Source organism: Actinomadura sp. WMMA1423 (genome assembly GCF_006547145.1).
In the GTDB taxonomy this organism is placed as follows: Bacteria; Actinomycetota; Actinomycetes; order Streptosporangiales; family Streptosporangiaceae; genus Spirillospora.
Window position 1 is genome coordinate 77803 of sequence record NZ_CP041244.1, and the last position, 16137, is coordinate 93939.

17 protein-coding genes are annotated in these 16137 nt (G+C 73.3%); 13 read left to right on the plus strand and 4 right to left on the minus strand.

Going from position 1 to position 16137, the window contains the following annotated elements:
- Positions 1-14 precede the first annotated feature (14 nt).
- The 4 genes from pafA to FKD65_RS00385 all read left to right on the plus strand — a co-directional run bounded on the left by pafA (position 15) and on the right by FKD65_RS00385 (position 3689).
- Positions 15-1373 carry a Pup--protein ligase gene (gene pafA, locus FKD65_RS00370; protein ID WP_141575070.1) on the plus strand — a complete coding sequence of 453 codons (1359 nt, stop codon included), beginning with the start codon at positions 15-17 and terminating at the stop codon, positions 1371-1373.
- A gap of 133 nt (positions 1374-1506) precedes the next feature.
- Complete coding sequence (locus FKD65_RS00375) at positions 1507-2439, plus strand: FKBP-type peptidyl-prolyl cis-trans isomerase (RefSeq protein ID WP_141575072.1); 933 nt, start codon at positions 1507-1509, stop codon at positions 2437-2439.
- A gap of 57 nt (positions 2440-2496) precedes the next feature.
- The gene (locus FKD65_RS00380; RefSeq protein ID WP_141575074.1) at positions 2497-3153 is read left to right on the plus strand and encodes a metalloregulator ArsR/SmtB family transcription factor; all 657 of its coding nucleotides are present in this window, start codon (positions 2497-2499) and stop codon (positions 3151-3153) included.
- 32 nt (positions 3154-3185) lie between these two features.
- Positions 3186-3689, plus strand: a complete 504-nt coding sequence (locus FKD65_RS00385) for a DUF3291 domain-containing protein (RefSeq protein ID WP_141575076.1) — start codon at positions 3186-3188, stop codon at positions 3687-3689.
- Between the two features lie 3 nt (positions 3690-3692).
- On the opposite strand, the gene FKD65_RS00390 is transcribed toward FKD65_RS00385, so the two are convergent.
- Entirely contained in the window at positions 3693-4775 is a 1083-nt protein-coding gene (locus FKD65_RS00390; RefSeq protein ID WP_141575078.1) for a DUF3866 family protein, read from the minus strand.
- 96 nt (positions 4776-4871) lie between these two features.
- On the opposite strand from FKD65_RS00390, the gene FKD65_RS43860 reads away from it, so the two are divergent.
- From FKD65_RS43860 to FKD65_RS00415, 6 genes are all read left to right on the plus strand, one after another.
- Complete coding sequence (locus FKD65_RS43860; RefSeq protein ID WP_168220896.1) at positions 4872-5900, plus strand: YafY family protein; 1029 nt, start codon at positions 4872-4874, stop codon at positions 5898-5900.
- Positions 5897-6913 carry a YafY family protein gene (locus FKD65_RS43865; RefSeq protein WP_168220897.1) on the plus strand — a complete coding sequence of 339 codons (1017 nt, stop codon included), beginning with the start codon at positions 5897-5899 and terminating at the stop codon, positions 6911-6913. The genes FKD65_RS43860 and FKD65_RS43865 overlap by 4 nt, the downstream gene beginning before the upstream one ends.
- A 22-nt stretch (positions 6914-6935) precedes the next feature.
- The gene (locus tag FKD65_RS00400; RefSeq protein WP_240809910.1) at positions 6936-7121 is read left to right on the plus strand and encodes a hypothetical protein; all 186 of its coding nucleotides are present in this window, start codon (positions 6936-6938) and stop codon (positions 7119-7121) included.
- A 62-nt stretch (positions 7122-7183) separates the two neighbouring features.
- Complete coding sequence (gene tatA / locus FKD65_RS00405) at positions 7184-7549, plus strand: Sec-independent protein translocase subunit TatA (RefSeq protein ID WP_141575083.1); 366 nt, start codon at positions 7184-7186, stop codon at positions 7547-7549.
- 47 nt (positions 7550-7596) lie between these two features.
- Positions 7597-8460: a twin-arginine translocase subunit TatC gene (gene tatC, locus FKD65_RS00410; protein WP_141575085.1), complete on the plus strand. Its 864-nt coding sequence runs from the start codon at positions 7597-7599 to the stop codon at positions 8458-8460.
- A 65-nt stretch (positions 8461-8525) separates the two neighbouring features.
- Entirely contained in the window at positions 8526-11294 is a 2769-nt protein-coding gene (locus tag FKD65_RS00415) for an RNA helicase (protein WP_141575087.1), read from the plus strand.
- Here the strand turns inward: FKD65_RS00415 and FKD65_RS00420 are convergent.
- The gene (locus tag FKD65_RS00420; protein WP_240809911.1) at positions 11291-12127 is read right to left on the minus strand and encodes an oxygenase MpaB family protein; all 837 of its coding nucleotides are present in this window, start codon (positions 12125-12127) and stop codon (positions 11291-11293) included. The genes FKD65_RS00415 and FKD65_RS00420 overlap by 4 nt on opposite strands.
- Positions 12128-12332: 205 nt before the next feature.
- Here FKD65_RS00420 and FKD65_RS00425 point away from each other — a divergent pair, with 205 nt between their 5' ends.
- From FKD65_RS00425 to FKD65_RS00435, 3 genes are all read left to right on the plus strand, one after another.
- Positions 12333-12692: a hypothetical protein gene (locus tag FKD65_RS00425; protein ID WP_141575089.1), complete on the plus strand. Its 360-nt coding sequence runs from the start codon at positions 12333-12335 to the stop codon at positions 12690-12692.
- Between the two features lie 179 nt (positions 12693-12871).
- Positions 12872-13822 (plus strand): ABC transporter ATP-binding protein, encoded by a 951-nt coding sequence (locus tag FKD65_RS00430; protein WP_141575091.1) that lies wholly within the window; start codon positions 12872-12874, stop codon positions 13820-13822.
- Positions 13819-14652 (plus strand): ABC transporter permease, encoded by an 834-nt coding sequence (locus FKD65_RS00435; protein WP_141575093.1) that lies wholly within the window; start codon positions 13819-13821, stop codon positions 14650-14652. Before FKD65_RS00430 ends, FKD65_RS00435 begins: the two co-directional genes overlap by 4 nt.
- A gap of 70 nt (positions 14653-14722) precedes the next feature.
- Here FKD65_RS00435 and FKD65_RS00440 read toward each other — a convergent pair whose 3' ends face one another.
- Together FKD65_RS00440 and FKD65_RS00445 are read right to left on the minus strand one after the other, a co-directional pair.
- Positions 14723-15451, minus strand: a complete 729-nt coding sequence (locus tag FKD65_RS00440) for an SRPBCC domain-containing protein (RefSeq protein WP_141575096.1) — start codon at positions 15449-15451, stop codon at positions 14723-14725.
- 14 nt (positions 15452-15465) lie between these two features.
- Complete coding sequence (locus FKD65_RS00445; protein ID WP_141575098.1) at positions 15466-16101, minus strand: helix-turn-helix domain-containing protein; 636 nt, start codon at positions 16099-16101, stop codon at positions 15466-15468.
- Between the last annotated feature and the right edge of the window lie 36 nt (positions 16102-16137).

Below are 16137 nucleotides of genomic sequence, written 5' to 3' on the forward strand. Positions count from 1 at the left end.
CATAGGGTCTTGGTGTGGACAGGCGCATCTTCGGGCTTGAGAACGAGTACGGCGTCACCTGCACCTTCCGCGGGCAGCGGCGGTTGTCACCGGACGAGGTGGCGCGCTATCTGTTCCGCAGGGTCGTGTCGTGGGGCCGCAGCAGCAACGTGTTCCTACGCAACGGGGCCCGGCTCTACCTGGACGTGGGGAGCCACCCGGAGTACGCGACGCCGGAGTGCGACAGCGTCGTCGACCTCGTGACCCATGACAAGGCGGGCGAACGGATCCTGGAGGGGCTGCTGGTCGACGCCGAGCGGCGGCTCCGCGAGGAGGGCATCGCCGGCGACATCTACCTGTTCAAGAACAACACCGACTCGGCCGGGAACTCCTACGGCTGCCACGAGAACTACCTGGTGGGGCGGCACGGCGAGTTCGGGCGGCTGGCGGACGTGCTCATCCCGTACCTGGTGACGCGGCAGATCATCTGCGGCGCCGGCAAGGTCCTGCAGACCCCGCGCGGCGCGGTCTACTGCGTGTCGCAGCGGGCCGAGCACATCTGGGAGGGCGTGTCGTCGGCGACGACGCGGTCCCGTCCGATCATCAACACCCGCGACGAGCCGCACGCGGACGCCGAGCGGTTCCGCCGCCTGCACGTGATCGTCGGCGACTCGAACATGAGCGAGACGACGATGCTGCTGAAGGTCGGGGCGACCGACCTGGTGCTGCGGATGATCGAGGCCGGGGTGGTGATGCGCGACCTCACCCTGGAGAACCCCATCCGGGCGATCCGCGAGGTCAGCCACGACATGACGGGGCGCCGCAAGGTGCGGCTGGCCAACGGCCGCGAGGCGAGCTCGCTGGAGATCCAGAAGGAGTACTACACCAAGGCCCGCGACTTCGTGGACGCCCGGGGCGGCGACGCGACGGCCAAGCGGGTGCTGGAGCTGTGGGAGCGGACGCTGCGCGCGGTGGAGACCGGCGACCTGGACCTGGTGTCCCGCGAGATCGACTGGGTGATCAAGTACAAGCTGATCGAGCGGTACCGGCGCAAGTACGACCTGCCGCTGTCGTCGCCGCGCGTGGCCCAGCTCGACCTCACCTACCACGACGTGCACCGCGACCGCGGCCTGTACTACCTGCTGGAGAAGCGCGGGTCGGTCGACCGGGTGTCGCGCGACCTCGACATCTTCGAGGCCAAGTCGGTGCCCCCGCAGACCACGCGGGCCCGGCTGCGGGGCGAGTTCATCCGCAAGGCGCAGGAGAAGCGGCGCGACTTCACGGTCGACTGGGTCCATCTGAAGCTGAACGACCAGGCGCAGCGCACGGTGCTGTGCAAGGACCCGTTCCGGTCCGTCGACGAGCGCGTGGACAAGCTCATCGCGGGCATGTGAGCGCGGGAGGCGAGGGCGGCGGGAGGCCGGTGCGGCGCGGGCGCGGCGACACGCGCACGGCAGGTTACCGGTAGGTCACCCGGGCGGTAGGGTGAGCGCGCAGTAGCGCTCACCACCCCCCGAAGGACTCCCTATGCGCCGTCGTCTTCGGTTCCTGCCCGCGGCCGCCGTGCTCGCCGTGCCGCTCGCGCTGTCGGCCGCCTGCTCGGGCGGCGGCGTCGGCGTCGAGGTGAGCGGGGCCTTCGGGAAGCTGCCGCAGGTGAAGTTCCCCAAGGGGGAGCCCGGCGACTCCTTCGCGGTGAAGACCGTCAAGGAGGGCAAGGGCACGGCGGCGCGCAAGGGCGACCTCGTCGTGGCCGACTACGTCGGCTACCGGTGGAACAAGGGCGGGCGCAAGCTGCTGGCCAGCAGCTACTCCAAGGGCGAGCCGGGCGCGTTCCCGACCGGCCAGCTCGTGCCGGGCCTGGCCAAGGCGTTCGACGGGGTGCGGCCGGGATCGCGGGTGGTGACCCGGATCCCGCCGAAGGACGGCTTCGGCGGCGAGGGCGACCCGAAGCACCAGGTCGGCGGTGACGACACGCTGGTGTACGTCCTGGACGTCCGCGCGGTGTACCCGCGGACGGCGGGCCCGCACGGCGCGCGGCAGGCGCCGGCCGCCCAGGCCGGGCTGCCGAGGGTGGCGGACGCGGCGGCGGGCCAGGCCCCGGCGGTGACGATGCCGCGCACGGCGCCGCCGAAGAGGCTCCAGGCGCAGACCCTGGTCAAGGGCGACGGCCCGGTCGTGCGCAAGGGCCAGCTGGTGGCGCTGCAGTACGGCGGGTACTTCTGGCGCGACGGCAAGGTGTTCAACTCGTCCTGGTCGCAGGGCCACCCGTTCGCGGCGATGATCGGGACCGGCCAGGTGATGGCGGGCTGGGACCAGGGCCTGGTCGGCCGACCGGTGGGCAGCCGGGTGCTGCTGGTGGTGCCGCCGTCCCTCGGGTACGGGGCGAAGGGCCTGCCGCAGTTCGGGATCAAGGGGAACGACACGCTGGTGTTCGTCGTCGACCTGCTGGGCGCGCACTGAGCCGGAGCCGCCCGCCGGTCCTCTAAGTCGTACCCCCGTTGTTCTTAGAATGGCGGGATGGAGGACATCGAGGCGATCGCGCTGCTCCAGGATCCGCTGCGGCGGCGGCTCTACGAGTTCGTCGCGGCGCAGGGCCGCGACGTGGGCCGGGGCGAGGCGGCCGAGGCGGTCGGCGTGGCCCGGACGCTGGCGGCCTTCCATCTGGACAAGCTGGTCGACGCCGGGCTCCTGGAGGCGGCCAGCAGGCGCCTGACGGGCCGGTCGGGCCCCGGGGCGGGGCGCCCGGCGAAGGTGTACCGGCGGTCGCCGGCCGAGCGGGGCGTGTCGGTGCCCGCCCGCGACTACCGCACGGCGGCGGGCCTGCTGGCCGAGGCCGCCGAGACCGCCGGGCTGGACATGGAGCTCCAGGACGCGGCCCGCCGCCAGGGCAGGGCCCTGCGCGGCAGGAGAGGTCCCTGCGGCGACCTGGACGATCTGGCGAAGACGCTCGCCGACCGGGGCTACGAGCCCGTCATGGACGACGAGGCCGGCGTCCTGCGCATGCGCAACTGCCCCTTCCATGCCGTCGCCGAGCAGTTCCCTCCGCTGGTGTGCGGGATGAACCTGGCCCTTCTCGAAGGCCTCGTGGAGGGCTCGCCGGTCCGGGTCCGGATGGATCCGCGGCCCGGCTGGTGCTGCGTGGCGGCCGCCCCTTCTAAAAACGATGAGCATTGACATAGAAAAGGGACGCGTGGTGGGGTGGGCCCATGAGCACCCGGACCCGGTACCACCTCGCCCAGTTCAACGTCGGCACGCTCCGATACCCCCTCGACGACCCGCGCATGGCCGACTTCCTCGCGCTCGTGGAGCCCGTCAACGCGCTCGCCGACGGCACGCCGGGGTTCGTCTGGCGGTTGGTAGAGGAGGGGGAGGCCGACGCCACCGGGCTGCGCCCGGCCGGCGACGACGTGATCGTCAACTTCTCGGTCTGGGAGTCGGCGGAGGCGCTGTGGGACTTCGTCTACCGCAGCGGCCACCTGGAGACGATGCGGCGCCGCCGCGAGTGGTTCCAGCGGCACGTGGACGCGCATCTCGTCCTGTGGTGGGTGCCGGCGGGCCGCGTCCCGACGGTCGGCGAGGCCATGGAGCGCCTCGCGCTGCTGGAGGCGGACGGCCCGTCGCCGCGGGCGTTCACGTTCGCCTCGTCCTTCACCGCCGAGGAGGCCGAGGATGCCGAGAGGGTCGGCGGCGCCGAGCCCGCGGCGCTGTGAGCCTCAGCCGAGCAGGGCGGCCGTGTGGCGGCCCGCGGCGGCGGCCGTGAGGAAGTAGGGGAGGTCCTCGTCGAGGCGGCGCCCCATGGTGGACAGCCGGACGCCCCAGTCCTTCTCGGCGGCCCTGAGGGCCTCGTGGAGGCCGTCCACGGCGACGGGGACGAGCCGGTGCCGGTCGCCGAGCGGCGCGGCCTCGGCGGCGACCCGGGCGCCGAAGGGCCCGCCGAGCTCGGGGACGGGGATGTCGGCGGCGGCCAGCGCCACGCGGCCGTAGGCGGTGACGGAGTGGTGCGAGACGCCGATGTGGCGCTCGCGCCGGTCGCCCTCGCTGACCCGCAGCGAACCCACCGGCCGCCCGCCCAGCACCGACGCGGCGTTGACGGCCTCGCCCGCCGAGACGCCCGAGAAACCCCACTTGGTGCCCGTCCCCAGGTTGCCCGGCCCCTGGGCGAGGACGGCGACGTCGGCCTCCAGGACGAGCCGCGCGGCCAGCAGGCCGGTGTGGACGGTGACGGCCTCCAGGTCGCCGCCGAACGCCTGCCCCACGGTGACGGTCGCGGCGAGGGCCCCGGCGTCCTTCAGCCGGGCGATCGACATCGAGAACCACGCCGGCAGCGCCCCGCCGTCCGGCATGACGTAGACGACCCGGGCGTCCGGGCGCCCGGCCAGCAGGGCGGCCAGGATCGGCGGCAGCGCCGAGTGCAGGTCGGCGACGACCACGGGCATGCCGTCCAGCGAGTCGGCGTCGCGCAGGGCCGCGTGGTGGGGGGAGTCCTGCTCGTCGGCGCCGAGGACGGTGGCCTGGAGCGGGGTGTAGCGGGCCTTGACCAGGTGGCCGGGCCCCTCCGGGTCGGGCGGGAGCCGGTCCGGGACGGCGACGACCATGGCGTAGCCGCCGGTCCCGAGACCCATCGCCAAGGCCGTAGTGTTGAGCAGGACGGTGTCGCCGGGCTCGGGCCTCCCCACCAGGGCGGGGTAGGCCAGGGCCCGGTGCGTCCCGTCGCCCCCGATCGAGACGTCCAGCTCGACCGCCCCCGGCCATTCGCGGCGGATGTCCTCAACTGTGCCTTTGCGCCATCGGATCACACCGGGAAACGGTAGCGTCCTGCACGACGGCACGTGGGGACGATCGGAACGCCGGACGGGGTTCGGGGCTCACGGAGGGAACGAGGTGGTGGCGAAGTGTCGCGGCGCAAGACCGAGCGGCTGCTGAACCTGGTGGTCTGCCTGCTCGCCACCCGGCGCTATCTGACGGCCGAGCAGATCCGCCGGGCGGTGCCCGGCTACCCCGACTCGGGCGAGGCCTTCAAGCGCATGTTCGAGCGGGACAAGGAGGAGCTGCGCGAGCTCGGCGTCCCGCTGGAGGTCGGCAGCGACCAGCAGGGCGGCGGCGGCGAGGAGATCGGCTACCGGATCCCCCCGCAGGCCTACGAGCTGCCCGACATCCACCTGACGCCCGACGAGGCGGCGGTGCTCGGCCTCGCGGCGCGGGTGTGGCAGCGCGCCAGCATGGCCGAGGCGGCCTCGGGGGCGCTGCTGAAGCTGCGCGCGGCGGGCGTGGAGACCGACGTGACCACCGCCGCGGGCATCGAGCCGCGGGTGAACACCCAGGACCCGTCCTTCCCCGCCCTGTGGGAGGCGGTGCGCGACGGCCGCCCCGTCGCGTTCGACTACCAGGGCATCGGGCGGACGTCGGTGGCGCGCCGCCACCTCGACCCGTGGGGCGTGGTGAGCCGGCGGGGCCGCTGGTACGTGGTCGGGTTCGACCGCGACCGCGACGAGCAGCGGGTGTTCCGGCTGAGCCGCATCGTCGGCGACGTCGCGCCCGACGGGCCGCCCGGCTCGGTCACGGTGCCGGACGGCGTCGACGTGCGGCGCATCGCCTTCGACTGGAGCGAGCCGCTCGGCGAGCCGCGCCCGGCGGCCGTCCGGCTGCGGCGGGGCGCGGCGCAGGGGCCGAGGCGGTGGGCGCGCGAGGTCCGCCCGGTCGAGGAGCCGGCCTGGGACGGCGAGTGGGACGAGGCGGTCCTGACCTTCCGCGACGTCGACCGCTTCGCGCCCTACCTGGCGCGGTTCGCCGACGACGTGGTTGTGCTCGACCCGCCGGACCTGCGCGAGGCGGTGATCCAGCACCTGAAGTCGGTGCTGGCGGCGACCGGTCCGCACCCGGCGGCCGGGCACGGCGAGCATGGGGGGACCGAGGGCCGATGACGTCGAGGACGGCCGCGAAGGCGGCGGCGAGACCGGCGGCGACGACGTCCACGGACAGGCTCGCGCGCCTGCTGGCGCTCGTCCCGTACGTGGTGAACCGCGACTCGGTGATGCTCGGCGAGGCCGCCGCCGCGTTCGGGGTGACCGAGAAGCAGCTGATCGACGACCTGAACCTGCTGTGGTGCGTGGAGCTGCGCGCGCCCGACCCCTACTGCCCGATCGACCTGTCCTACGAGGGCGGGGAGATCACGGTCGCGGAGGCCGAGTCGATCGCCCGGCCGCTGCGGCTGAAGGTCGACGAGGCGAGCGCGCTGCTGGTGGCGCTGCGGATGCTGGCCGGCATCCCCGACCTGGACGACCGCGACGCGCTCAGCCGCGTGATCGCCAAGCTGGAGAGCGCGGCCGGCGCCGCGGCGGCGGTGTCCAGCAAGGTCGCCGTGGAGGTCGACGCGCGGGGCGGGTCGGCCGACTCGGCCCGCACCGCCGTCGGGACGCTGCGCGACGCGATCGCGGCGGGCCGCCGCGTCCACCTGACCTACTACGTCCCCGCGCGGGACGAGAACACCGAGCGCGACGTCGACCCGATGCGGCTGCTGGTCGTGGAGGGCAACACCTATCTGGAGGGCTGGTGCCGCCGGGCGGAGGGCGTGCGGCTGTTCAAGCTCGACCGGATCGCCGACCTCTCGGTGCTCGACGTGCCCGCCGAGGTGCCGGACGACGCGGAGCCCATCGACGTGGACGCGGGCCTTTTCCGCCCCTCGCCGCAGGACGAGGCGGTCACGCTGGAGCTGTCCGCGCGCGGCCGGTGGGTCGCCGACTACTACCCGTGCGAGAGCGTGGAGGAGCTGGGGGAGGGGCGGCTCAGGGTCGTCCTGCGCACCCCGGACGCCCGCTGGGTGCGGGGCCTGGCGCTGCGGCTCGGCGACCAGGGCCGCGTCGTGGCGCCGGAGGCGGTGGCGGCCGGGGTGCGGGAGGACGCGGCGCGGGCGCTCGCCCGGTACGGCCTGGCCTGAGCGATCCGATAGCGTGGCGGACGTGGCGTGGGTCTGGGTTTCGGTGTCGCTCGGTTTCGTCGGCCTGGCCGTGCTCGCCTGGTGCGCGGTCAAGGTGTGGCTCGGCGTGCGGCGTTTCGGACGTGAACTGGAGCGCACCCGGCGGCGGCTGGAGCCGAAACGGTCCGCACTGCGCGATGAACTCTCCCGGATCGAGGACGGCCGGTAGCCACAACCGCCCGGGGACGGCGTACGATCGTGCTGAGTGTCACCTGTTGAAGAGGATTGCCCATGCCGAACATCGGGACCCCCGAACTGCTCATCATCCTGCTGGTCGTCGTCCTGATCTTCGGGTCGGCGAAGCTGCCCCAGCTGGCCCGGTCGCTGGGCAAGTCGGCGCGCATCCTGAAGGCCGAGACCAAGGGCCTGCGCGAGGACGATGACGACGCGCCCGCCGACCGTCCCGCCAAGACCATGCCGGCCTCCCAGGGCGAGGACGCCCGCGAGAAGGCGGCGCGGCTGCGCGAGGAGGCGGCCCGGCTGGAGCGCGAGGCGGCGGCGAGCGAGGGCGGGCAGCGCCAGCGCGGCGCTCTGGGCTCGGGCGAGCCGATCCAGGGCGTCCCGGTGTCGGACCCCGGTCAGGCGCGCAAGGGCTGATCCGGCCCGCGCCCCGTCCACCCCGACCCCCGAGCCGAATGCCGACGATGAAGCTGAACAGGCGCGACGCCGCCCCCGACGGCCGCATGCCCCTCATGGACCACCTCCGTGAGCTGCGGAACCGGCTGATCAAGGCCGTGCTGGCGTTCGCGGTGGGCGCCGTCCTCGGCTGGCTCCTGTTCGACCCGGTGTGGGACTTCCTCAAGCAGCCGTACTGCTCGCTGCCCCAGTCCCACGTGGTCGACAAGGACGAGTGCTCCCTGTTCGTCAACGGGATCTTCTCCTCGTTCTTCCTGAAGCTGAAGATCTCCTGCATCATCGGCGGGGTCGTCTCCGCGCCGTTCTGGCTCTACCAGCTCTGGGCGTTCGTGGCGCCCGGCCTGTACCAGCGCGAGCGGCGCTGGACCTATGTGTTCCTCGGCGCCGCGGTCCCGCTGTTCTTCGTCGGCACCGCCCTGGCGTACCTGACCGTCGACAAGGGCCTGGCGATCTTCCTCGGGTTCGTCGCCGACGACGTCAAACCCCTGATCACGGTTGACAGCTACCTCAGCTACGTGCTGACGATGCTGCTGGTCTTCGGCCTGACGTTCGAGCTCCCGCTGTTCGTGGTCGTGCTGAACATGGCGGGCGTGCTGAGCTCGTCGCGGATCCGCCGGTCCCAGCGGATCATCCTGTTCGGCATCTTCGTCTTCGCGGCGGTCGCCACGCCGAGCGCCGACCCGTTCACGATGCTCGCGCTCGCGCTGCCTACCGTCCTGCTGTTCGAGATCGCCGCGCTGCTGGCCTTCCTCAACGACCGCAGGCGCGCCCGCCGCCCCGACCCCTACGCGGGCCTGTCCGACGACGAGGCCTCGCCCCTCGACCTCGAGTCGATCGACGCCGAGCTGGAGAAGGGCGACCGGGCCCGCTGACCGGGCCCGCAGCTCGGGTCCCGCTGATTGGGTATCGGGCCGGTCGAAACCGTAGGCTCGAAGACATGACCACCCCCGACACCACGTCGGCCGGCGAGACCCCGGCTCAGCGGTACGCCGCCTATCGCAGGCGCACCGCGGGGCATGGCCCGGCCCTGCTCGACTTCCGGACGCTGTACGACTTCGAACTCGACGCGTTCCAGCTCGAGGCGTGCCAGGCGCTGGAGGAGGGCAGCGGCGTGCTGGTCGCCGCCCCCACCGGGTCCGGCAAGACGGTGGTGGGGGAGTTCGCCGTCCACCTCGCCCTCACCGGCGGCACCAAGTGCTTCTACACCACGCCGATCAAGGCGCTGTCGAACCAGAAGTACGCCGACCTCGTCCGCCGGTACGGCCCGGAGAAGGTGGGCCTGCTCACCGGCGACAACAGCGTCAACGGGGAGGCCCCGATCGTCGTCATGACGACCGAGGTCCTGCGGAACATGCTGTACGCGGGCTCGCAGACCCTCGCCGGGCTGGCGTTCGTCGTGATGGACGAGGTGCACTACCTCGCCGACCGGTTCCGGGGCGCCGTCTGGGAAGAAGTGATCATCCACGTCCCGGACTCGGTGCGGATCGTGGCGCTGTCGGCGACCGTCAGCAACGCCGAGGAGTTCGGCGAGTGGCTGCACGAGGTCCGCGGCGACACCGCGGTGATCGTGGACGAGCACCGCCCCGTCCCGCTGTTCCAGCACATGCTGGTGGGGACGCGGCTGTACGACCTGTTCGTCGACACCGGCAAGGGCAGGGACCGGCAGGCCAGGCTGAACCCGCAGCTGACCCGCATGGCCGTGGAGGAGGTCCGGCGCGCCAAGGTCAACCAGGGGCGCCGCACCGGGCGCCGCCGCGCCCCGCGCCCGCAGCGGTTCCGGCCGCCCGCCAGGCCGGACGTGATCGAGCGGCTGGACCGCGCCGGGCTGCTCCCGGCCATCACGTTCATCTTCAGCCGCGCCGGCTGCGACGCCGCCGTCCTGCAGTGCCTGCACGCGGGGATCCGGCTGACCTCCAAGGAGGAGGCCGAGGAGATCCGCGCGCACGCCGATCTGCGTACCGCCGACATCGCGCCGGAGGACCTGCGGATCCTCGGCTACGGCGATTTCCGGGAGGCTCTGGAGCGCGGCGTCGCCGCCCACCACGCCGGGATGCTCCCCACGTTCAAGGAGATCGTCGAGGAGCTGTTCACCCGCGGGCTGATCAAGGCCGTGTTCGCCACCGAGACGCTCGCACTCGGCATCAACATGCCCGCCCGCACGGTGGTGATCGAGAAGCTGGACAAGTGGAACGGCGAGGCCCACGTCGACCTCACACCGGGCGAGTACACCCAGCTCACCGGCCGCGCCGGCCGCCGGGGCATCGACGTCGAGGGCCACGCCGTCGTGGTGTGGGGCCCGAACGTCGAGCCCGCGTCCGTGGCGGGCCTGGCGAGCACCCGCACCTACCCGCTGAACTCCAGCTTCCGGCCGTCCTACAACATGGCCGTCAACCTGGTCGGCGCCGTCGGCGTCGAGCGCGCCCGCACGCTCCTGGAGGAGTCGTTCGCGCAGTTCCAGGCCGACCGCGCCGTCGTCGGCCTGGCCCGGCAGGTCCACAAGAACGAGGAGGCCCTGCAGGGCTACGCCAAGGCCGCAGAGTGCCACCTCGGCGACTTCATGGAGTACGCCGCCATGCGGCGGCGGCTGTCGGACCGCGAGTCGGAGCTGTCGCGCGAGCGCGCGGGCGCCCGCCGCGCCGAGGCCGCCCGGTCGCTGGAGCGGCTGCGGCCGGGCGACGTCATCCTCGTCCCGTCCGGGCGGCGCTCGGGCCTCGCCGTCGTCCTGGACCCGGGCGTCGGCCGCCGCTCCGACGGGCCCGCGCCGCTCGTGCTGACCGTGAACCGGTCCGTGCAGCGGCTCTCGATCCAGGACTTCCCGCGCGCCGTCGAGCCCGTCGAGCGGCTCCGCATCCCGAAGTCGTTCAGCCCACGCAACCCGCAGGACCGCCGCGACCTGGCCTCTACGCTGCGCAACAAGGTCCCCGACGACGTTCGCGAGCGCAGGCGCTCGCGCGGCGACTCGCCCGCCACCGACGACGCGGAGATCACCCGGCTGCGCGCCGAGCTGCGCGGGCACCCGGTGCACGGCTGCGACAAGCGCGAGGACCACGCCCGCTGGGCGGAGCGCTACCACCGCCTGGACCGCGAGACCGAGCAGCTCCGGCGCCGCGTCGAGGGCCGCTCCCAGGTCATCGCCCGCACGTTCGACCGCGTCTGCGCCGTCCTGCAGCAGCTCGGCTACCTCGACGGCGACTCCGTCACCGCCGAGGGGCGCCGGCTCGGCCGCATCTACAACGAGCTCGACCTGCTCACCGCCGAGAGCCTGCGCGAGGGGCTGTGGGAGAAGCTCGGCCCGGCCGAGCTGGCCGCGTGCGTGTCCGCCCTCGTCTACGAGTCGCGGCAGCCCGACGACGCCGCTCCGCCCCGCACGCCCCCGGGTCCCGCCCAGGACGCGCTGGCCGCGATGGTGCGGCTGTGGGGCCAGCTGGAGGCCGTCGAGCACGACAACCGGGTCTCGTTCCTGCGCGAGCCCGACCTCGGCTTCGCCTGGACCGCGTACCGGTGGGCCAAGGGCGACGAGCTCGACGAGGTGCTGCTGGAGAGCGACCTCACCGCGGGGGACTTCGTGCGGGCCGTCAAGCAGCTGCTCGACCTGCTCGGGCAGGTCACCGACGCCGCGCCGGCCAACAGCCACATCCGCAGGACCGCCCGCCGCGCCATGGACGCCATGCGGCGCGGCGTCGTCGCCTACTCGTCGGTCGCCTAGGCGGCCCGGCGCCGGGCCCGCCGCGCCGAGAGGGTGCGGTCGACGCGGTGGGAGGCCAGCCGGACCAGGAGGGGCTCCGGCGGGCGCCTCAGCCACGCGGGGGTCAGCCGGCAGGTGAGGCCGGCGGTCCGCAGGAGCGCGCCGGCCGCCCGCCTGCGGGCCGGGGTCCACGGCAGGTCGTAGCGGTCCCTCAGCTCCTCGGGCAGGAGCGCGGCCGTGACGAGGCGGAAGACGGCGAGCGCGGGGAAGAGGGCGCGCAGGCGCCGGGGCCGCAGGACGGCGTCGGCGACCTCGCGCGCGGTGCCCGTGACCTCCAGCTCGGCGAGCGCGCCGGCCATGTAGGCGCGGAAGGCGGCGAGGTCGGGCGGCTGCGAGTCCAGCGGGCAGCCGAGCACCTCGGCGACGACCCTCGACTGCCGGTAGTAGGCCTCCGCCAGGTCGGGGTCGCCGCCCCCCATGACGTGCTCGTAGACGTGCAGGGCCGAGTCGACGAGGGTCGCGTTGACCCACAGCTGCAGGGCCGGGTCGTTGCCGGAGTAGTCCTCGCCGCGCACGGCCGTGTGGATGCCGCGGACCTTCGCCGCGATGCGCTCCACCTGCTCCGGCGTGCCGAAGGTGACGACGAGCAGGAAGTCGAGGGTGCCGAAGAGCCGGGCCAGCGGGCGGTCGGCGAAGTCGCTGTGCTCGGCGACGCCGCGCGCCACGGCCGGGTGGGCGAGCTGCATGAGCAGGGCCCTGCCGACCGCGAGGCCGACCAGCGGTTCGGCCGCCAGGCTCCGCAGGACGTCGCGGTCCGCGAGGCGGGCGGTCATGGTCTCGGACGTGGCGGTCACGGCGCCTCCCGGCGGTCGCAAACGTGCCGGGCCATCCTCGCGCACCTATTGGCAGATGGTCAATAACACTGCCGGTCCCGGGCGGGGGCCTCGGACGTTCCAGATCGAGTCCGGCATCGGCCACCGGACGGGCGAAGGCCTTATGCGGGACGGTGGCCGGTGGCACAATCAGGCGTTTCGTCGGAACACGAGAAAGGCCCCGACCGTGGCCATCCGCGACAAGATGCGCGCCAACGCGGCCCACGTCCTGCAGCCGGGCGAGAACATCCAGGCGGTGTTCGGCGCCCAGACCACGAGCCAGTACTTCGCCCTGATCTCGTACTGGATCATCGTCCTCAGCAACGCCTACCGGGTCGTCGTGGTGACCGACCGGCGCATCCTCGTGTGTCGGTCCGGCCGGATGCGCGTGACACCGGTCAACGAGGTCCTGCGGGAACTGCCCCGCGGCACCCGGATCGGTCCCCCGAGCGGGCTGTGGTGGCGCTGCGAGACGCTCGGCGAGCGCCTCTACGTCCACAAGCGGTTCCACAAGGACGTCAACGCCGCCGACGGTGTCGCCGCCTGACGCTCTCCCCGGCGGGACGCCCTGCCCGGTTCCGGGAGGGCGTCCCGCCGTCTCCGCTCCCCGGCGCTCGTCCTTTCGGCCCAGGTCGGATCGGCTTCCAGGAGGACATGGCTCTCACTCCGGGGCACTAGTGTGAGGCTGATCACGGACCATCTGCGAGAACGCGAGCCGGGAGAGGCATGATCGAGGCGGAGAACCTCACCAAACGCTACGGCGACCGGACCGCCGTGGACGACCTGTCGTTCACGGTCATCCCCGGGCGGGTCACCGGATTCCTCGGCCCGAACGGGGCGGGCAAGTCGACGACCATGCGGCTGCTGCTCGGCCTCGACCGGCCGGACCGCGGGGACGCCCGCATCCACGGCCGCCACTACCGGGACCTGAACGCCCCGATGCGCGTCGTCGGCGCGCTGCTCGAGGCACGGGCGGTGCACACCGGCCGCAGCGCCTACAACCACCTGCTGTGCCTCGCCCAGACCCAGGGGATCGGCAGGAAGCGCGTCGACGAGGTGGTCGAGCTCGTCGGCCTCTCCGGCGTGGCCCGCAAGCGCGCCGGCGGCTTCTCGCTCGGCATGGGCCAGCGGCTCGGCATCGCCGCCGCGCTGCTCGGCGACCCGTCCGTGCTCGTCCTGGACGAGCCGGTCAACGGCCTCGACCCCGAGGGCATCGTCTGGATCCGCACGCTCATGCAGCACCTCGCCTCCGAGGGCCGCACGGTGTTCGTCTCCAGCCACCTGATGAACGAGATGGCCGTCACCGCCGAGCACCTCATCGTCATCGGCCGCGGCAGGCTGATCGCCGACTGCTCCACCGAGGAGTTCATCGAGCGCAGCACCGAGAAGGCGGTGATCGTCCGCAGCCCGGACGCCGACCGCCTCGCCGGCCTCGTCGCCGCCGAGGGGGGCAAGGCCGCCCCGGACGGGGAGGGCCTGCTCACCGTTACCCAGATGGAGGCGCCCCGAGTCGGGGAGCTCGCCGCCGCGGAGGGGATCGTCCTGCACGAGCTCACCCCGACCCGGGGCTCGCTGGAGTCGGCGTTCATGGAGCTGACCCGCGAGAGCGTCGAGTACGGCGGGGCGGGCGCGCCCGTCCCGGCCGGAGTGCCCGCCGAGGAGGGGGAGACCCGATGACCACGGCCACCGCCAAGCCCGCCGCGGACCCCGCGGAGCACCCCCGGCCCGGCTTCGGCCGGCTGCTGCTCTCCGAGTGGACGAAGATCCGCACCGTGCGGTCCACGCTGTGGACGCTGATCCTGCTCGTCGTCCTCGACCTCGGCTTCACCGCCCTGTTCGTCGGCCTCACCATCGCGCAGTGGGACCAGACCGATCCCGGCGACCGCGCCCAGGTCCTCGCCGACCCGACCGGCTTCATCCTCGGCAGCGGGTTCTTCCTCAGCCAGCTGACCATCTGCGTGCTCGGCGTGCTGGTCATCGGCTCCGAGTACTCCACCGGCATGATCCGCGCGAGCCTGCTCGCGGTGCCGCGCCGGCTGCCCATGCTGTGGGCCAAGGCGCTGGTGTTCGCGCTGGTCGTGCTCGTGCTCGGCGTGGTGGTGTCGTTCGGCTCGTTCTTCATCGGCTCGGCCCTCCTCGGCGGCAAGGCCGAGGTCTCGCTCGGCGACGAGGGCGTGCTGCGCGCCGTGGTCGGCGGCGGCCTCTACCTGGCGATGCTCGGGCTGTTCGCGCTGGCGATCGGCGGGATCGTGCGGCACACCGCCGGCGGCATCACCGGTGTCATCGGGTTCGTGCTCGTGCTGGCGCCGCTCGCGACGCTGCTGCCCGGCAGCATCGGCGACCACATCCACGCCTACCTGCCGTCCGAGGCGGGCCATCTGATCGCCCAGGCCCGCCAGGGCGAGAACGACCTGCTGACCCCCTGGCAGGGCTACGGCGTCTTCGCGCTCTGGACGGCCGTGCTGCTGGCCATCGCCGCCGTCCTGCTCAAGCGCCGCGACGCCTAGCGACCGGAGCCGTCCGGCCCGCCCGACGAGCGGGCCGGACGGCTCCGGAGCGTTCCGGAGTACAGCCTGTTCAGGCGTAGAGGGCGTTCAGCCAGGTCTGCCAGCGCTCCCGCGCCCGCTCGCGCGAGGCCGCGGCGTCCGGGGCGAAGCGGTGCAGGGCGATGCCGACGGGACCTCCCCACGCGTCGCGGCCGAAGAAGCGGTACATGGCGTCGGCGGTGCGCAGGCCGATGAAGTGCTCGGTGCGGAAGTCCAGCACCGCGTCCGCCGGCCCGGCGTCCGGCAGGTCGACCCGGACCTTGCCGCCCTCGGCCGCCCCGTCCAGGCCCAGCGCGCGTCCGACGGCCGGGAACGAGCCCTTCCGCATGGACGCCTCGGGCCCCTGGATGTCGGAGTGCGCCGCCGGCAGGCCCGTGAAGTGCTCCAGGTACTGCCTGAGCGTGTGCAGGTAGAAGTCGGTGTGCCTGCTCGCGCCGTCGTACTGGTCGTCCCAGTCGCCGGTGAAGATGCCGCTGTGCACGTAGCGGACCCAGGACCCCCCGTCCTCGCGGGGCTCGATCAGGTGGTCGAGCTGGTTCAGGGCCTGGGGGAGCCCTTCGGCGCTGTCCCGCCTGGCGGTCAGCCGGTGCGGCGGGTCCCAGACGGTGACGACGCTCCCGTGCCCGGCGGCGCCGCCCTCGCGGGGCTCGTACTCCACGGGCCACATCCACCCGCCGCTGCCGGTGGTGACGGCGTCCCAGACCTGCTGGGGCGTCGCGTCGACCTCGTACTCGCGGACGATCTCGAACTCCCTGCCCATGGTCCCTCCACCTCTCAGGCCTCGATCGCCCCCGGACCGTCCGGCCCGCCCCCGGGGGAGGCCTCGGGGGCGTCCTTCAGGGCCGGGTGGACGGCGACCACCACGCGGTGCGCCCGCCCGCCCTCCGCCGACCCGTCGTGGTACTTGCGGACGAGCGCGCCGACTCCCGCGGCCAGTTCCTCGACGAACGCCGCCCGGTCGGCGGCGGAGGCGAAGCGGACCTCGCCGTCCAGCGCGAAGGTCGCGAGGCGCTTGTCGGCCCGCGCCGCCCCGGTGATCAGTGTGCCGACATCGCGGACCAGCCGTCCGGCGATCGCGAGAAGCCAGCGCGCCGAGAGCGCGTCCCGGTGGCGGTCCGGGTCGGGTTGCAGCGCGGTGAGGGCGAGGGGGGAGATGACGTAGGACGCCGCGGTGGCCTGCATCAGCCGCTCGGTCATGTTGCCCTTGCGGCGCTCGCCGACCAGTTCGACGAGGCCGTGCCGCTCCAGGGTCTTGAGGTGGTAGTTGACCTTCTGCCGGGGGAGGCCGACCCGTCCGGCCAGCGTGGCCGCCGACATCGGCTCGACCAGCTCGGCGAGCAGCCGCGCCCGCATGGGGTCCAGGGAGGCGGCCGCGGCCTCCGGGTCCTCGATCACCGTCACGTCCAGCATGGGGCCATCGTGGCAACCGACAAACGAAATTGTCAA

What these genes read in the sequence shown, in the direction of transcription:
- tatC (WP_141575085.1), top strand. Translation starts at nt 7,597, where the DNA reads ATGAAGCTGAACAGGCGCGACGCCGCCCCCGACGGCCGCATGCCCCTC.
- tatA (WP_141575083.1), top strand. Translation starts at nt 7,184, where the DNA reads ATGCCGAACATCGGGACCCCCGAACTGCTCATCATCCTGCTGGTCGTC.
- FKD65_RS00385 (WP_141575076.1), top strand. Translation starts at nt 3,186, where the DNA reads ATGAGCACCCGGACCCGGTACCACCTCGCCCAGTTCAACGTCGGCACG.
- FKD65_RS00435 (WP_141575093.1), top strand. Translation starts at nt 13,819, where the DNA reads ATGACCACGGCCACCGCCAAGCCCGCCGCGGACCCCGCGGAGCACCCC.
- FKD65_RS00445 (WP_141575098.1), bottom strand. Translation starts at nt 16,101, where the DNA reads ATGCTGGACGTGACGGTGATCGAGGACCCGGAGGCCGCGGCCGCCTCC.
- FKD65_RS00375 (WP_141575072.1), top strand. Translation starts at nt 1,507, where the DNA reads ATGCGCCGTCGTCTTCGGTTCCTGCCCGCGGCCGCCGTGCTCGCCGTG.
- FKD65_RS00430 (WP_141575091.1), top strand. Translation starts at nt 12,872, where the DNA reads ATGATCGAGGCGGAGAACCTCACCAAACGCTACGGCGACCGGACCGCC.
- FKD65_RS43865 (WP_168220897.1), top strand. Translation starts at nt 5,897, where the DNA reads ATGACGTCGAGGACGGCCGCGAAGGCGGCGGCGAGACCGGCGGCGACG.
- FKD65_RS00380 (WP_141575074.1), top strand. Translation starts at nt 2,497, where the DNA reads ATGGAGGACATCGAGGCGATCGCGCTGCTCCAGGATCCGCTGCGGCGG.
- FKD65_RS00415 (WP_141575087.1), top strand. Translation starts at nt 8,526, where the DNA reads ATGACCACCCCCGACACCACGTCGGCCGGCGAGACCCCGGCTCAGCGG.
- FKD65_RS00440 (WP_141575096.1), bottom strand. Translation starts at nt 15,451, where the DNA reads ATGGGCAGGGAGTTCGAGATCGTCCGCGAGTACGAGGTCGACGCGACG.